This is a genomic window from Microcoleus sp. B13-B6 (assembly GCF_036705405.1).
GTDB lineage: Bacteria > Cyanobacteriota > Cyanobacteriia > Cyanobacteriales > Microcoleaceae > Microcoleus.
The window spans coordinates 1-14,938 of the sequence record NZ_JAUBUJ010000139.1 but is presented as its reverse complement, the minus strand read 5'-3'; the positions used below and the strand labels follow the sequence as shown (position 1 = coordinate 14,938).

The window sequence follows — 14,938 nt, the reverse complement described above, 5'->3', positions numbered from 1 at the left end:
TTTAGTAGGCATTGACTTTTTATAAATATCATCATATTATACTATGCAATATGCGTTTTAGATGCTGAACAGCTTACCAACTTACCTTGATTAATCAGGGGGCTACACAAAATAGATTTAGGTCGCTGCTGAATAATATACGGGTCAGAGGCAAACCTAGTTTCAGTGGTTGCATCATCGATCGCAAGAGTTTCTTGCGTGCGTTCTACATAATTAACCAGCGAGATAGGAATCTCTTGACTTTCAATCGCTGACTTGGAGATTATTTGACATCGTTCTCCCGTACATTGAGCTTCAATTTTCCACTCACCTGCTGGGTCAGGTATGAGGAAATAAAATTTTTCTGCTCCCGCGTTTTCCAGCAAGACTAGCATCAAATTCGAGAGCAATTCATCCAGATGAACTTTTCCTGAGAGCACTTGGGAGGCTTTGATAATTGTTGATAAATCCAGAGCTTGTGCAGCACCTAAATTGGTAGAAGTGACAGTATTTCTGGTCTGAACAATCATTTCGTCTCCTCCACTCGTCAGGCTGTTTTTCCTACCGACGACTGGTGCGAGTAATTCAGCATGGCGCTCTTCTAAATCTTTAACTTTTGCCTGCGCTCCCCAGCGAATATAAGCATAGTAAGCGTCAATCAGGTAGGTACGCGCTACTTTCTGACGACCTAATGCTAAATAAAATTCTGCTGCTAGTTCATTGGCGAGGGCTTCGTGCTGGACGTATCCATTTTCCTTGGCTCCATCTATCGCCCGGTCGTAATATTCCATTGCTGTGAAAAATTGCCCCAATACGCGGGCTTTTTCTGCCTCTACTAAGTCATACTTATGCTGGTAATTCATTGGGCAATGGAACGCCCAATTTTTTATAGTTTTCTGAGTTTCTTCGACTTGGCTCAGGTATTCTTGTTTCTTTTCTTCCTCTCCTGAAACTGCTTCAAAATGGGCTAAAAGAATCAGACAATAGTAAAAGCTCTGTTCAATAAAGCTAATATTTGATTGAATGTAAATTGAATATTTCAACCCTTCTCTAGCAAATTCTAGAGCTTCTTCATACTGCTTAAATAAATAGCAAACTACAGTTTTCGCATAATAAACCCTGAATAAGCACATAAAATTTTTTACTTCTCTTAAATAAGTGATAGCTTCTTCCTCATTTAATATGCTGCCAATCAAAAGCAGTTTATTATCTGTCATCCCCCTTAAATTTTCTACCAATTGACCGAGAATTTTGAGTAAATATAACTGGTGTTCTTGGGACAAGTTATCGGCAAAATCAATATAGTGTTTTTGTTGTTCTTGCACGTAGTCTAGATGCTCGCCATTAAAAAACAGATGAGCGCAGTAGTAATCAGCAGCATGACAAGCATATTCTATATCTCCAAATTCTAAGCCGCTATTAATTGCTTGACGCAGAGGTTCTATAGTTTCTCTAGTATGCTTTTTAAGGTGGTTAATACAGATCGAAACATTAAGCAATATTTTAGAACGAAACTCTTGGGCATCTAACCGCTCTAATACCTGCAAAGAAAGTTGACCGAGTTGATAGGCCAAATCTATATCTGGTATTAGCCAACACACCATTGCTCCGTAAATCGAGTACGCAAAAGTACACTGTGGCGAATTCCCATGATGACGAGAAAGTTCGATCATAGTATACAGAATTGGCATCGCTAGCGGGCTTTCTGCAAAACAAGCAGGTGGGAATAGGAAAACTAAAAGCTCCATAGCCGCCCGCTTGTAGGGATCGGTCATTTCTGGCAAGTTCGCTAACTCCTCGATATTTAACTCTTGGGGGGGTGATTGGGATAGGGTCACTCCCAGCATTTCTAGAACTTGCAGCCCATTATCTAACGCAGATTGAATCTGGTTTTTAGCGAGGTTAAGCCTAATTTTCAGCACATATAAGTTGACTTGTTCGAGGATTGTTTTGGCTTTTTGGAGAGACCGATCGCATAAAATTCCCGCTCGTTCTAAATTGGCATTGAGATATTCAGCTTCGGCCGCTTCCAGATAAAAATTAAATGTCAGATCGTATCTACTTTCCCAGCTATCTTGACTCAGCAGTTATATACCTACATTCAAATAATTAACAGCGGCTTCATATGCAGTCGCGGCCTTTGCTTTCTGTCCGGCGATCAGGTTTAATTCAGCCAACTCATCTTTTTCTGACTGATTAGTTAGCAAATCTGTGCCAAAATTCAGTTGGTTAACCAGAGCAAAAATATTATCTTTTCGCTCTTGCTCTGTTGTATTATTCAGCAACAGTTGACCAATTTTCAGGTGAGTGGCTTTTTTTTCCGATTCTGGAATCAAAGAATAAGCTGCTTGCTGCACTCGATCGTGCAAAAATTTGTAGTCAACTTTGATATCGCGTATAGATGCCAACTCTTCCTGGGCAAAGAGTAGAGGAATTTTGTAATTTTCAGACAGCGGCAGAATCAAACCCGCTTGCATTGCCTCCCACAAATGAGCAGCCGTCGCTAAGTTTGATTCTTCATTGACAATTGATAAAACTTCTAAATTAAATTGGTTGCCGATACAAGCCGCTAGTTTTAATAATTTCTGGGTTATTTCTGGGAGTTGGCGAATATTTCGGGCAACCAGTTCAACAATATTGAAATCTGCGATACCAATTGCTTGGATTTGTTGAATATCCCACTCCCAGCGGTCTGTATCTACTTGATAAACCAGCAGATTTTCTGAGTACAGGGTTTTGAGTAGCTGCGTTAAGAAAAACGGATTGCCTTGGGTTTTATTAAAAAGTAATTCCGAAAAAACTTTAATTTTGTCTGAGTTTACGCTGGCATCGAGAGTGTCGGCGATTAATTGGTTGACGCTATCCAAAGCCAGCGCTTGAATGGTGATATTATTCACCACCGTTTCATTTCCTTGAATTTTTTCTATGGTCTGAATTAAAGGATGAACGGGACTGACTTCGTTATCTCGATAAGCTCCAATCGTTAACAAATATTTGTTATCTGGATCGGTTACCAAGAGTTGGATTAACTTTAGAGATGCCGAATCTGCCCACTGTAAATCGTCAAGGAAGATGACTAGCGGGTGTTCGGGTTGACAAAAAACTTGAATAAATTGTTGAAATACCCGATTAAATCTGTTTTGCGATTCCGAAGATCCCAGTTGAGGAACTTCAGGCTGTTTACCGATAATTAGTTCTACTTCGGGGATAACATCAATAATAACTTGACCGTTATTATCTAGCGCTTTTAATAAGTTTTCTTTCCAAATAGCAATCTGTTTGGAATTTTCTGTTAATAGCTGACGAACTAATTCTTGAAATGCTTGGATTAACGCTGCATACGGAATATTGCGCTTAAACTGGTCAAATTTACCCGCAATACAATATCCCCTAGCTGCTACAATTGGTTTATGAACTTCATTGACGATTGAAGTTTTACCAATCCCGGAATAACCGGAAACTAACATCATTTCGGTAGCACCGAGGCTGACTCGTCCAAAGGCATCTAGAAGAATTTGGACTTCGATTTCTCTACCATAAAGCTTCTGGGGAATGAGTAATTGGTTGCGGCGATCGCGTTGACCGATGGGAAAACTTTCAATCTTGCCAGTTGTCTGCAATTGCTGCAAACAAGTTTCCAGGTCAAATTTTAATCCCGCCGCACTTTGATATCGGTCTTCCGCATTTTTTGCTAACAGTTTCATCACAATATCTGAAACCGCTTGAGGAATTTCTGCTACCTCTTTAGGTGGGACGGGTTGTTTGGCAATATGACAGTAAACCAACTCCATCGGATCGGTGGTAGTAAATGGCAACTGGTTGGTCAGTATTTCATAGAAAGTCACTCCTAAAGAATAGAAATCGGTGCGGTAGTCAATTGCTCGATTCATCCTCCCCGTTTGTTCGGGTGACATATAAGCGAGAGTCCCTTCTAGCAAGTTGGGATTGCTAATGCTTTGGTTTTTCAATTCCAAGCGCGATGAAATACTAAAGTCAGTCAGTTTTACTTTTCCGGTCGCTGGATTGATAATGATATTTGAGGGCTTAATGTCTTTGTGAATGATCGGTACTTGATGGAGATAGATCAAAGTTTCGGATAGAGCGATCGCTACCCTCAGCAACTCGGTTATTGACAGGTTATTGGCTGCCATAAAATGATAAAGGGATAGACCCCCACAATCTTCTAATATTAGCGCTAAACTCTTCTGATAATTTTCTAAATTGTAAGTTTTGACAATTCCTTCACACTCTAAATTTTGAGTAATTATAAATTCTTGCCTTAACTTGGTGATTTGTTCAAGCGTAGGATATTCATTTTTTATTATTTTAACGATAACAAGCTGTCGATCCCGATTTCTTATCCCTCGATAAACAACGGTTCTGACTCCTTCGTAAATATTTTCTATAATTTCGTATCCTGAAAGAACGATCATTTTTTTCACCTTACCCTTTTCATTAACTATTCTAAATCGATGTTATCTAGTTCATCTCGACTGGCGGTCATAATTGACTGAGGAACTGGGGGACAGCCTGCTTCGGTATTGCTTTGAGTGGGTTCGCTCATCTGGCTCTCCTGAGTTAAAATGTAATAATGGTAACAGTGTAGATAAGTATTTGATTTATGAATGGGAAATGAGGACTTTGACATCCGCCCCGGCGTGAACGCACGGAGATTCCATCTATTCAAGCCAATCAAAAATTGACAATTGCTTAAATTCTGGTGGGTTGACGCTTCTTTGGGTGCTGCTATCCTGGGATAGTCTTATGCTTCCTCCACGCCCGTTTAAAGTCTCCGAAAGTCCTCCGGCGACTAAAATGTTAGTTGCGGCGTTAATATCCCTATCATGAGACGTGCCACAGTTGAGGCAAATCCATTCTCGAATTGAGAGATCTAATTTCCCGATTTTAAACCCACAACAAGAGCAGGTTTTAGAAGTCGGTTGCCATCTATCAATGACTCGAAAATCTCTGCCATATTTTTCTGATTTTGCTTCTAGGAAAGTTCTAAATGTTCTCCAACCTAAATCAGAAATTGCACGGGATAATTTACGGTTCCTAACCATTCCTGACACATTTAAGTCTTCTAACACAATCGTTTGATTCTCACGAATGAGTTGAGTTGATAACTTGTGCAGGAAATCTGTGCGAGTATCAGCTAGTTTAGCGTGAAGTTTAGCTAACCGCTTTCGATAAAATTCATGTCGTTTAGATCCTTTGGTTTTCCGAGATAGAGATTTAGATAACTTTTTTAGCTTCCTAATCCTTTCCTTTAGGGGTTTGGGAGCTTTTATTTTTTGTCCGTTACTCAGAGTTGCAAAGGTTGAAATTCCTAGATCGATACCAACTGAACTATCAGAAGATGGCAAGACTTCGGGTTGAACTTCCACGACAAAACTGAGGAAATATCGGTCAGAACTGTCCTTGATGATTGTGACTGAACTGGGTTCTGAGGGCAACTCTCTTGTCCAAACCACCTTAAGCTTCCCAACTTTCGCTAAATAAACCTTCTGGCCTTTGATGGAAAATCCTAGTGAGAGTGAATCGGGCGGATTGTTGAGATTTCCGCTTTTTAAAACGAGGGGGTTTAACTTTTTGTCCCTGACGTTTCCCTTTACAGGAATTGAAGAAGTTTTGGTATGCTTGCTCTAAATCGTTTAAGGATTGTTGCAGGGGAACTGCTGAAACTTCTGATAACCATTCCCGTTCCTCTAACTTCTTAGCTTGAGTGATGAATTGCTTTTGAAGTTCGGCATTTTTCGGTTTCTTTTGGCCTCCAATATATTCAGAAATGCAAAAACCTAGACTATCGTTCCATACTACTCTGACACACCCAAATAACTTGGCTAACGCCAATTTATGAGAGGGTGTCGGATAGCATCGGTAGCGATATCTAGCTTTCATTTGTTTTTGATATTTACTGTCTTTATCTTAACATAAACCAGGATAAAAAGCCGTCGAGCGAAGGACGGGGCTTTAAACCAAAAATTTTCGGTAACGTAACTTAGATAGTATCTTTGATAAATATTTGATATCTATTCTCCCATCCCCTGCGTCAAAGCCCAATAGGAATCGACATTAACTTATTATCGGCTCTCTCGTACTTATGGTGATAACGCAAGCTAATAATTTAGCACGATCGAGGGTTTCAACCTTCAGTTTCAGATACTTAGTATCATCTGCTACTTTTAACACCAAGCATCGGGGAGAGCCGAGGAAAAAATTATGTGATTAGATGTTTGCATCGACACTGATGTCATGAATGCTGCACTGGGGCAAGCGTAACAAGTCGCTTTAGCTGTCATATCAAGGTGCGACTCGGCTAAAATGTGGCGCGCCACATTTCTGGGGCAACTGTTCAATTAATGCGATGATATAAATGTGTGGCAATGCTCATACTGACGATCGCCACCAATCAACAACCAATTTGGGCTAGAACTATCAGAAGGTTGCCAGCCTCTGCGCTCTCAAATCGGTTCTATAAAACCGACACATAATGACGATAATTTTAACCAACGACGACGGCATCGATGCTCCAGGGATTCAGGCACTTTTGCAGGCTGTAGAAGGCAAAACAATTATGGTGGCTCCGCAGGGGCAATTGTCGGGCTGCGGGCATCAAGTGACTGCTCACAGTCCGATTCATGTCGATCGGCGATCGGAATTTGAGTATGCTGTAGGGGGAACACCGGCCGATTGCGTGCGTATTGCTCTTCATCACGTTTGTGCGAAGCCGGATTTGGTGCTTTCGGGTATTAACGCGGGTGGCAATTTGGGGGTTGACGTGTATATTTCGGGTACGGTTGCGGCTGTGCGGGAAGCAGCCATGCACGGTATTCCTGCCATCGCAATTTCCCACCGGATTAAAAGGCCACTCGAAATAGACTGGGATGTCGCTACTCGTTGGACATCGCGGGTGTTGGCAGATTTGCTGCACCGGGAACCCAAGTCGGGGTGTTTCTGGAATGTGAATTTGCCACATTTAGCGCCGGGAAGTGCGGAACCGGAAATTGTGTTTTGCCAGCCTTCGACGCAGCCGTTGCCCGTGGTGTACCGGATGGAGGGAGAATACTTTTATTATGCGGGAGAGTATGGATCGCGCGATCGGGCGGCGGGGACTGATGTTGACGTGTGTTTTGAGGGTAATATTGCGGTGACTGAGATATCGTTGTGATAGATTTGATGGGATTTGATGGGATTGGGCGATCGAACTATTTTTTTTGTCAACAAAGCGGAAGTAGGTAGGTTAACTTTGGTATTACTTAGCCTCAATATCCCAAATCAGGATAAAATATTTGTACTTAATTTTTACAGTCACGTAAGTCAATAAATGAGTCCTAACGCAGAAGCGAATTCTCCCAGCATCTTAAAACGCAAAGCGAGCAGCACTGTTGGTCGTGGCAAAGTAGCTAATCTCAATACCAATTTTAATTTTTCTACATGGAGTGACGAATACGTTACTTTATATCTCGGCGATAGTCTCCAGCACTACGACAATTGGGAGCAACCTACTGTCATAGTTTCAGATGGAGCTTACGGTATTCTTGGGTTTGAAGGAGATACCTCAGATCACATTGATTTACCTAATTGGTATAAACCTCATATCGAGGCCTGGTCAAAAGCAGCCATACCCTGTACAACACTCTGGTTTTGGAATTCAGAGATTGGTTGGGCTATTGTGCATCCACTTCTAGAAAAATATGGTTGGCGCTATGTCAATTCCAATATTTGGAACAAGGGAAAAGGTCATATCGCAGGGAATGTTAACACACAGAAAATTCGCAGGTTCCCCGTCGTTACAGAAGTCTGCGTTCAATACGTTAGAGAAGTAACCGTTAATGAACTTACCTTAAAGGCGTGGTTATTGCGAGAGTGGAAACGCTCTGGGTTGCCGTTACGACGGGCCAATAATGCTTGCGGGGTGGTGGATGCAGCAACCAGGAAATACTTCGATCAAGGGCATTTGTGGTATTTCCCTCCGACCGAGATGTTTGAAAGGCTAGTGAACTATGCAAATGAGTATGGTAGTCCTCAAGGAAAACCATACTTTTCGCTGGATGGCAATCAGCCTTTAACGGGACAAGAATGGAGCAAGATGCGATCGAAATTTAGATGCCCTCACGGTTTTACAAACGTTTGGGAGCGTCAAGCTTTACGGGGCGATGAGAGAGTTAAAACTCTCTCTGGAAAAGCATTACATCTCAACCAAAAACCTTTGGATCTGATGAACCTTATTGTTGAGGCATCGAGCGATGAAAACGATGTGATATGGGAACCTTTTGGTGGACTTTTCAGTGCAGCTTTGTCAGCACGTAAACTAAAACGAAAAGCCTTTTCTTGCGAGATAGACCCCGACTATTTCTACTATGGTGTACAGAGATTTAATCAAGAATTTCATCAATACTCTCTTCTCTAATCTGTAGATAATCTTGTAGGGATTTCTTGATGCTGCCTTCTAGGCGACTTGATAAAAGCTTATTCCACCGACCCACGGTCATACCGGAAACTTCAGTATTGTAGACACGTCGCTTAAATTCCTCAATGCCTGGATGTACAATTCTGTCCATCTTTGCGAAATTTGTATCTAGTCTATATTCATAGCGTATCCGTAGCTCCCGCAGAAGGCGCTGATACTCTCTAGTTGGTTTGTAGACTTTTCCTTGAGTACCCCATGAATCAACTATTTTCTCAGCTTCTAAAAACTCCTCAGCAGAGCCTTGGAATTTATATCCACTGGTGTTTGTTTGTTGCAAATTTGCTGTTCTTTGAGTTGTATCTTCCGGCTCTAAAACAAGATAATCTGGCGGATTGTGATAGTGGGTATCTCTCGCTACAGCTACCGATAAACCAGAGACAACGCACACATCAAGAATGCGAGGCTTGCCATAGATGATTTTATCGGGTAGCCATGCCAGGATAGCAACGTAGGTCTGATCGAACCTAAAGTGATTCTGACTATCTTTGAAACGTGCTGTTATCTCTGTTGCTAGTGGGAACCACGCTTTAATTTCTAATCCTGGCGTTGGTTGAACTATGCCGAGGAAAATAGTATCTGGAAAGCCTGGATCTTGCCTATGCCACTTTCCAAATTCACCGAACTCATTTTGTTGATTCAAGAATTCAACGGTGTTAAATTCGATTAAATTTCCGACTAAGGGCGAAAGCTTTGAGATAACTTTAGACAGGTTCACCGCTGCATCTACGGTAACAGGTTTAGATACATCTAAAACGTCGAAAGTGTTACCCGATAAACGATCAAGATATTGGGATGCAAGTCTGATTACATCTTGCGTATTCATATCTCCCTCTCACAAGATGCTTCAGATATTTTTTGTGAAATTTTCCTAATAATATCGCAAGGATCTACACCAATTACATGAGCAACTAACAGAAACTCAATTACATCTAACCGTCGTTCACCGTTTTCATATTTGGCTACGAAAGACTGGGGCTTTTTAAGAGATTTAGCAACAGACTCCTGAGTTAGTTGCGCTTCTTTACGAGCCGCAATCATACAGCAACGGAATGTTTCATATTCATCACTAAAAACAGATTTCATTATACTTTGGGTTTAGCACTGCATATTCCCTAGATATAATAAACCTGTTTTCGGATAATCCCAAAATAGGATATTTGAATCTGTTAAAAATCGATAGTAATGACAATTGAACAAAATTAATCGCAATCCGAAGAGTGGCAGCTATCTCTACTTGCGGCCGTCCGTGCTACCATAATTTTTTTTGTCATCCTTCGGCTTAGCAACACCATCAGGTTGTTTCTTTGGCTTTTTGACTTCTTTGTTGCTTTTTCTTTCTTTTGACATAATTATTCCTCAATTTTTACTCAGAATAACATACATTGACACATCGACCTAACTGCAAGTAGACGAGGTGATGCTATACGGATATTACTCGCTGTTAGTTTTGTACAATCTTCAGTAGATTATGCACTAGGTTTTGAACAAATAGCATCTACCGTTAGGCATATCGATAAATTCCTCACAAGTACAATGTCTGAAATTACTTTTAGCCCCGATCGACTCAAGCAAATATGGAAAAGCACGATCGTATAACTGCTGCGAGACTACCGAGAAAAATTATGGCTGATTAAGCTGTTGTTCCACCTCTAATTTTCCTAAAAAATGACAAGCGAATTTCAAAGGTGGTACCCGCCACGTGATTTATCCGTGGAATCAATCCAAAATCTAAAATCTAAAATCCTCACGCCCCCGAATTTATCTCGCGCCAGTCAATCCAAAATCTAAAATCTAAAATCTAAAATCGAATGACAGTAGATAAAATATGCAGCTATGGCCATGCAAGCATTCGCGACACCTGACGCAAACACAACCAACAAATTTGCAGTCTCGGTTGAAAAAAGCTGTTAGCCACAGTGGAAAACAAAAATATTGATTTTACTATTGATTAACACTTCGGACAGTGTTTGATGGCTTACCTACTCAGAATAACGGTTTCACGGATCTCAGTACGATCGCAACGCTTGCCCAAGCACACTAGAGGGTAAGTAAATCAAGGGTTTCAGACTATGACCTCAAAACGGTCGGGACTCTGGAAAAAGCACAAAGTATATGTATAAATATAAAGTGAATTGTCAGCTTTCAAGAAAGTGCGATCGCATCCGGTCCCTTTGAGATAAAATACTTATAAAGAGTGTTTATTCGTAGATGAATTTCTGCTGTTAGGAATGTGACCCGTATGGAAGTAACCGAGCTGCTCAAACAGTACGAAAATGGAAACAGAGACTTTGCTGAGGCAAACCTCAGCGGAGCAAACCTCAGCGGAGCTATGTTGGTTGGCGTAAACCTTTCGAGGGCTAACCTGTCGGGAGCTAACCTGAGTCGGGCGCATCTCACCAAAGCAGAACTCAACGGCGCAAACCTTTACAGGGCAAATCTGAGTTTTGCCAAAATGGGCCAAGCCAGGCTAGCCGACGCAGAGCTTACAAAAGCCAATCTCAACGGAGCTTTCCTCGTCAAAGCAAAACTGCCCAGAGCAAAGTTGAGTGGCGCCCAACTCATCGGTAGCAACCTGCGGAGTGCCATCCTCTGGAACGCCAATTTGTGTACAGCCGATATGCAATTCATCAACCTGCGGGGCGCCAACCTCACGGGAGCCAACCTCAACTGGGCAAACTGTGGAGGGGCAAAACTCAGCGGTGCAAAGCTTTTTGGCGCTCAACTAACAGGCATCTATCTCAGGAAAGCTTACATCAACGGGATCGACCTGAGCAGGACGGATCTCAATGGCGTCAACCTCAGCGAAGCCAAACTGAACGGGGTAAACCTGGAAGGCTCGAACTTGTTAGCCGCCAATCTCAGCGGGGCTCAGTTGCGGGGCGTCAAGTTGATGGGAGCAGATTTAACCAGGGCAAATCTGGTGGGAGTTTCTTTGGTGCAGGCAAACCTCGATTGGGCTAGGCTGTGCTATGCAGACTTGAGTGAAGCCGACTTGAGCGGGGCAACATTCACGGGAACCAACTTTGAGGGTACTCAGTTAGGCGGATCAACAATGCCCGCATCTGTGAGCCATGATGTCTACTTAACTGCAGCACGTGGTGTCGCAGCTTAGGCAAGGCCAAAAATTAATTTCGCATCCGAGTGGACGACTCTCGCATTGGTTTAACTTTTGATGCAGACATCATTACTTTCGTGAGAGTGTTGCACCGACAGGAAAGTTACTGATATTTGCGAGAGTTTGTAGCATCACAATTGAGCTCACCCGATTAATTTCGCGACTCGCAAAGCAGAGGTAATGGCTCCTTCGTGCAAACCATCCCCCAAATAAGCTCCCGCATGATAAGTGTTGTTCTCGCCATTAGTCTCGATAACTTCATTTCTATATCGAAAAGACTCGACAGTGTACAGCGGCGTGTGATGTTTCTGAATGTGAATAATGTGCTGTTGGGCGATCGACTCCTCCAGATGAAATGCTAAACTGTACTCTCGTGGCGATGAGATGCCGCAAAGCTGATTCAAGCTCGCATTATATCCCCACCCTTTGTCCGTCTCGAAAAAATCAAATTCAGATAACTTGCGGATACCATAGCGATCGTACATCGATGTATCCGAATGCAGTACAGTCGTTGCATAATTGGCTTTCCACGCCGAAAACCGCTTCCTTTCCGCCTCCGTCGGATCAGACAATAACCTCATAACTTGGTCTGGTGGCATCGCAAAAACCACCTTATCAAATTCCTGGATTTCCCCATCAGAAAGCACCATTTTTACAGCATCCGCACTTCTAAAAATATTGGCAATCTCCACATTTAGCCGTATATCGCCCTTAAATCGCTCCAAAATCTTTTCAATGTAAGAATACACCCCGCCTTTAATCCTCACCCAGTTGACCAAGCCATATTCGCGTAGAACAGGCATCGCTAATTCTGCCGGGAAATTGTCGAGCAATTCAAACGGTATCGAGTAGCTGTACATCGTCAGCAACTTCAGCCAATAATTGCGGACGCACGAGCTTTTCAAAGACTCAGAAAGCGACACGTCGTAGAAATCATGCTGTTTAGCAAACCGCATTCTTAAAATAAATCCCGCCGAACGAGCGTAGAGACTATCAAGCCACAAATACTCGATCAGGCGTTGGATTCCGGTGAAATTATTTTGGATAGATACCGCAGACAAAAAGTGAGTGCCATCTTTAAAAAACAGCGCGGAACCAATCTGCACCGGTTCTAATTCAACGCCTAGTTCCTGCATAAAAGCCACGAAATTGTAAAACACTGTGGGAAATTCCAGCACCCCATTTTCTAATATTTCATTGCACTCCGATTGATTGGGCAGAACATTTTTGTTCAGCGTCCGAATGTGTCCGCCTAAAATCGGCTGACTTTCCAACACAGTGACGTGATGCCCCTGTTTATCGAGCCAGTAGGCTGCTGCCATACCACTGGCTCCGCCCCCAACAATTGCAATTCTCATAGTTCACTCCTAGATTGATAGAATGGAACATTAATCATCGAATGCTTAAGAGCTGTTGGAGAAACGATCCGATCCCCCCTAACCCCCCTTAATAAGGGGGGGACAAGAACCTTTTTCTAGCTTTCTCTCGTTGCCAGGTTGGATGTGATGCCCTTTTTATTTTTTAGTCTGCGGAGGCAGACTTCGTTTCTGTAGTAGCGATTTCAATCGCCGAGTAACCAATTCCTCCTAGCCTAAAATCGCATCGCCGGATAAACGTTGATAAAGCAGCGCCCCCGTCCAAAATGTCGGTGCAAAGCCTGGATAGCCCGAGGAGGCGTTGCAGAAATAGAAATTGTTGAGGGATGTTTCATGATTTAGCCGATCGACCCCCATGTTGCGCGGCGTCAGGCTGGAACCGTAGGAATTACCGTTAGGACACCAACAGAAGCGCTCGTTAGTCGTCGGACTTCCGGTAATATGAAAGACCATGTGTTTGCGGAAATTCGGAACATAGTGTTTTTCCACAACATCTAAAATTGAGTCCAGAATCTCTTGTTTCTTCTGTCTGTAAGCTTTGCGATCGCTCTCCCAAAGCTGTTTAAAATAGCTGTAATTAGCAACAGTCAGAAATTCGACAATTTGACAATCTTCTGGACAATCCCGCCGCGCTTGGGTCAGTAAAGTTGGCGTTGTAATTGCAAAACTCGGACGAGAAAAATCATTTTGCTCATACATTTGAGCAAACGCTTCATTTAGATCCAAGTGTTCAGAATGAAACGTATTCCACTTGCCAAATCCATAGTCCCGGAGATCGATATCTTTGACAACGCAGTACACCATGTAATTAGATGCAGAATACTCATAGTTGAGTTTCCGTCGCACTTTTTTAGAGAACAGTTCCTCTCCAATCATCTTGGCTGCTCTTTTCGGGTCAAGGTTGCAAATCACCGTGTCCCCAGTGAATTCATGGGTTTGATGGGTGGTCAAATCCATCGCTTCAACACCAGTTACTGTTCTGTTTGTTACCCTGAAATTCGTGACTTCATGGTTTAATAGAACTTTCCCCCCGTTGGATTCAATGACTTTAACTAAAGAATTGATGACAGATTCAAAATGCTGCGTCGGGTAAAATGCACCTTCTTGATAGCCTCTAAACAAGGCAATCCAAGCATAGAAAGAAAGCTGATTTGGAGGCAGCAAAAAGTCCGGCCATTGCAGGGCTAATAGGGTTTGGGCGGCTTGCGGGAGTTGGAACTTGTCGAAAACGTCCTGAAGTGTACTATTGAGATGTTGGACAGCACAGAATACGTCACCGAAATTTTTGAGCAATTCAATTGGTTTGACGGGAGGAGCGAGTTTTCTGAGTCCGTTGCCGGTTTTCTCGACTTCGTTGACGAATTGGCGAATTCTCTCGCCCGCTTCGGGAAACAGCGCCGACAATCGCCGGATCAGTTCCTCGGGTTCCGAGGGAATATCGAGCGCATACCCAGGCATTCTCATGTGGTCGTAGCCATTCGGATCGTACCGTTCAAAGGTGACATCTCGATCGAGACCGAGTTTTTTGAGAACTCGATTGACTGTATGTCCTTCGCCGCAGTCCCAAACGTAGTGGAATTGGGCATTAAAGGTGTATTTTTTGGCCATCGTAAAGGTGTGACCAAAGCCTCCGGGATGTTCGTGAGCTTCGAGGATGTGTACGGTTTTGCCGGAGTTTGCCATCAAAGCTCCGAAAACCAGTGCTGATAAACCACTGCCGACGATGAGGTAATCTGTTTTCATGGTAAATTTCCTCGATCGATTGAATCGGGCGATCGTTGTCTATTTAAACTAACGCTCAATTCTGAGGAAATTCTGAAGAGGGCTTACCACGCTATTTGTGGGGTACGCACTGCGTACCTTACGCCTTTTTGGGCGGGCGGGACGCCCAAAAAATACAACACCCCACAATAGTGTGAAGCATCTAAATTTAGGCTCGCGAATTAAATAACTTACAATTTTAATTGTTATTGTGGGATGGGCGTCCCGCCCGTC

Annotated in this window: 11 protein-coding genes; 3 read left to right on the top strand and 8 right to left on the bottom strand. The window is 42.8% G+C overall.

Translation table 11 applies throughout. The annotated features are described in order from the left end of the window. Positions 1–41 precede the first annotated feature (41 nt). The 4 genes from QUB35_RS35615 to QUB35_RS35600 all read right to left on the bottom strand — a co-directional run bounded on the left by QUB35_RS35615 (position 42) and on the right by QUB35_RS35600 (position 5,880). Positions 42–1,901, bottom strand: a complete 1,860-nt coding sequence (locus QUB35_RS35615) for a GAF domain-containing protein (RefSeq protein ID WP_333147264.1) — start codon at positions 1,899–1,901, stop codon at positions 42–44. A gap of 165 nt (positions 1,902–2,066) precedes the next feature. After that, entirely contained in the window at positions 2,067–4,412 is a 2,346-nt protein-coding gene (locus QUB35_RS35610) for a serine/threonine-protein kinase PknK (RefSeq protein WP_333147263.1), read from the bottom strand. Between the two features lie 246 nt (positions 4,413–4,658). Beyond that, entirely contained in the window at positions 4,659–5,498 is an 840-nt protein-coding gene (locus QUB35_RS35605) for an RNA-guided endonuclease TnpB family protein (protein WP_333147267.1), read from the bottom strand. Next, positions 5,455–5,880: a transposase gene (locus tag QUB35_RS35600; protein WP_333147261.1), complete on the bottom strand. Its 426-nt coding sequence runs from the start codon at positions 5,878–5,880 to the stop codon at positions 5,455–5,457. The genes QUB35_RS35605 and QUB35_RS35600 overlap by 44 nt, the downstream gene beginning before the upstream one ends. A gap of 592 nt (positions 5,881–6,472) precedes the next feature. On the opposite strand from QUB35_RS35600, the gene surE reads away from it, so the two are divergent. Both surE and QUB35_RS35590 read left to right on the top strand, forming a co-directional pair. After that, entirely contained in the window at positions 6,473–7,150 is a 678-nt protein-coding gene (gene surE, locus QUB35_RS35595) for a 5'/3'-nucleotidase SurE (protein WP_333147259.1), read from the top strand. A gap of 156 nt (positions 7,151–7,306) precedes the next feature. Beyond that, the gene (locus QUB35_RS35590; protein ID WP_333147256.1) at positions 7,307–8,392 is read left to right on the top strand and encodes a DNA methyltransferase; all 1,086 of its coding nucleotides are present in this window, start codon (positions 7,307–7,309) and stop codon (positions 8,390–8,392) included. Here QUB35_RS35590 and QUB35_RS35585 read toward each other — a convergent pair. Together QUB35_RS35585 and QUB35_RS35580 are read right to left on the bottom strand one after the other, a co-directional pair. Continuing rightward, on the bottom strand, positions 8,358–9,275 hold the full coding sequence (locus QUB35_RS35585; RefSeq protein ID WP_333147254.1) for a hypothetical protein: 918 nt from the start codon (positions 9,273–9,275) through the stop codon (positions 8,358–8,360). The two genes, QUB35_RS35590 and QUB35_RS35585, sit on opposite strands and share 35 nt — an antisense overlap. Beyond that, on the bottom strand, positions 9,272–9,535 hold the full coding sequence (locus tag QUB35_RS35580; RefSeq protein WP_333147252.1) for a helix-turn-helix transcriptional regulator: 264 nt from the start codon (positions 9,533–9,535) through the stop codon (positions 9,272–9,274). Before QUB35_RS35580 ends, QUB35_RS35585 begins: the two co-directional genes overlap by 4 nt. Before the next feature lie 1,156 nt (positions 9,536–10,691). On the opposite strand from QUB35_RS35580, the gene QUB35_RS35575 reads away from it, so the two are divergent. Further along, positions 10,692–11,564 carry a pentapeptide repeat-containing protein gene (locus tag QUB35_RS35575; RefSeq protein WP_333147250.1) on the top strand — a complete coding sequence of 291 codons (873 nt, stop codon included), beginning with the start codon at positions 10,692–10,694 and terminating at the stop codon, positions 11,562–11,564. Between the two features lie 146 nt (positions 11,565–11,710). Here QUB35_RS35575 and QUB35_RS35570 read toward each other — a convergent pair whose 3' ends face one another. Both QUB35_RS35570 and QUB35_RS35565 read right to left on the bottom strand, forming a co-directional pair. Then, entirely contained in the window at positions 11,711–12,925 is a 1,215-nt protein-coding gene (locus tag QUB35_RS35570; RefSeq protein WP_333147248.1) for an FAD-dependent oxidoreductase, read from the bottom strand. Positions 12,926–13,153: 228 nt separating this feature from the next. Next, a complete protein-coding gene (locus tag QUB35_RS35565) occupies positions 13,154–14,686 on the bottom strand; it encodes an NAD(P)/FAD-dependent oxidoreductase (RefSeq protein WP_333147246.1) in 1,533 nt (510 codons plus the stop codon). Positions 14,687–14,938: the final 252 nt, after the last annotated feature.

What these genes read in the sequence shown, in the direction of transcription:
- QUB35_RS35610 (WP_333147263.1), bottom strand. Translation starts at nt 4,412, where the DNA reads ATGATCGTTCTTTCAGGATACGAAATTATAGAAAATATTTACGAAGGA.
- QUB35_RS35600 (WP_333147261.1), bottom strand. Translation starts at nt 5,880, where the DNA reads ATGAAAGCTAGATATCGCTACCGATGCTATCCGACACCCTCTCATAAA.
- surE (WP_333147259.1), top strand. Translation starts at nt 6,473, where the DNA reads ATGACGATAATTTTAACCAACGACGACGGCATCGATGCTCCAGGGATT.
- QUB35_RS35590 (WP_333147256.1), top strand. Translation starts at nt 7,307, where the DNA reads ATGAGTCCTAACGCAGAAGCGAATTCTCCCAGCATCTTAAAACGCAAA.
- QUB35_RS35585 (WP_333147254.1), bottom strand. Translation starts at nt 9,275, where the DNA reads ATGAATACGCAAGATGTAATCAGACTTGCATCCCAATATCTTGATCGT.
- QUB35_RS35580 (WP_333147252.1), bottom strand. Translation starts at nt 9,535, where the DNA reads ATGAAATCTGTTTTTAGTGATGAATATGAAACATTCCGTTGCTGTATG.
- QUB35_RS35575 (WP_333147250.1), top strand. Translation starts at nt 10,692, where the DNA reads ATGGAAGTAACCGAGCTGCTCAAACAGTACGAAAATGGAAACAGAGAC.
- QUB35_RS35570 (WP_333147248.1), bottom strand. Translation starts at nt 12,925, where the DNA reads ATGAGAATTGCAATTGTTGGGGGCGGAGCCAGTGGTATGGCAGCAGCC.
- QUB35_RS35565 (WP_333147246.1), bottom strand. Translation starts at nt 14,686, where the DNA reads ATGAAAACAGATTACCTCATCGTCGGCAGTGGTTTATCAGCACTGGTT.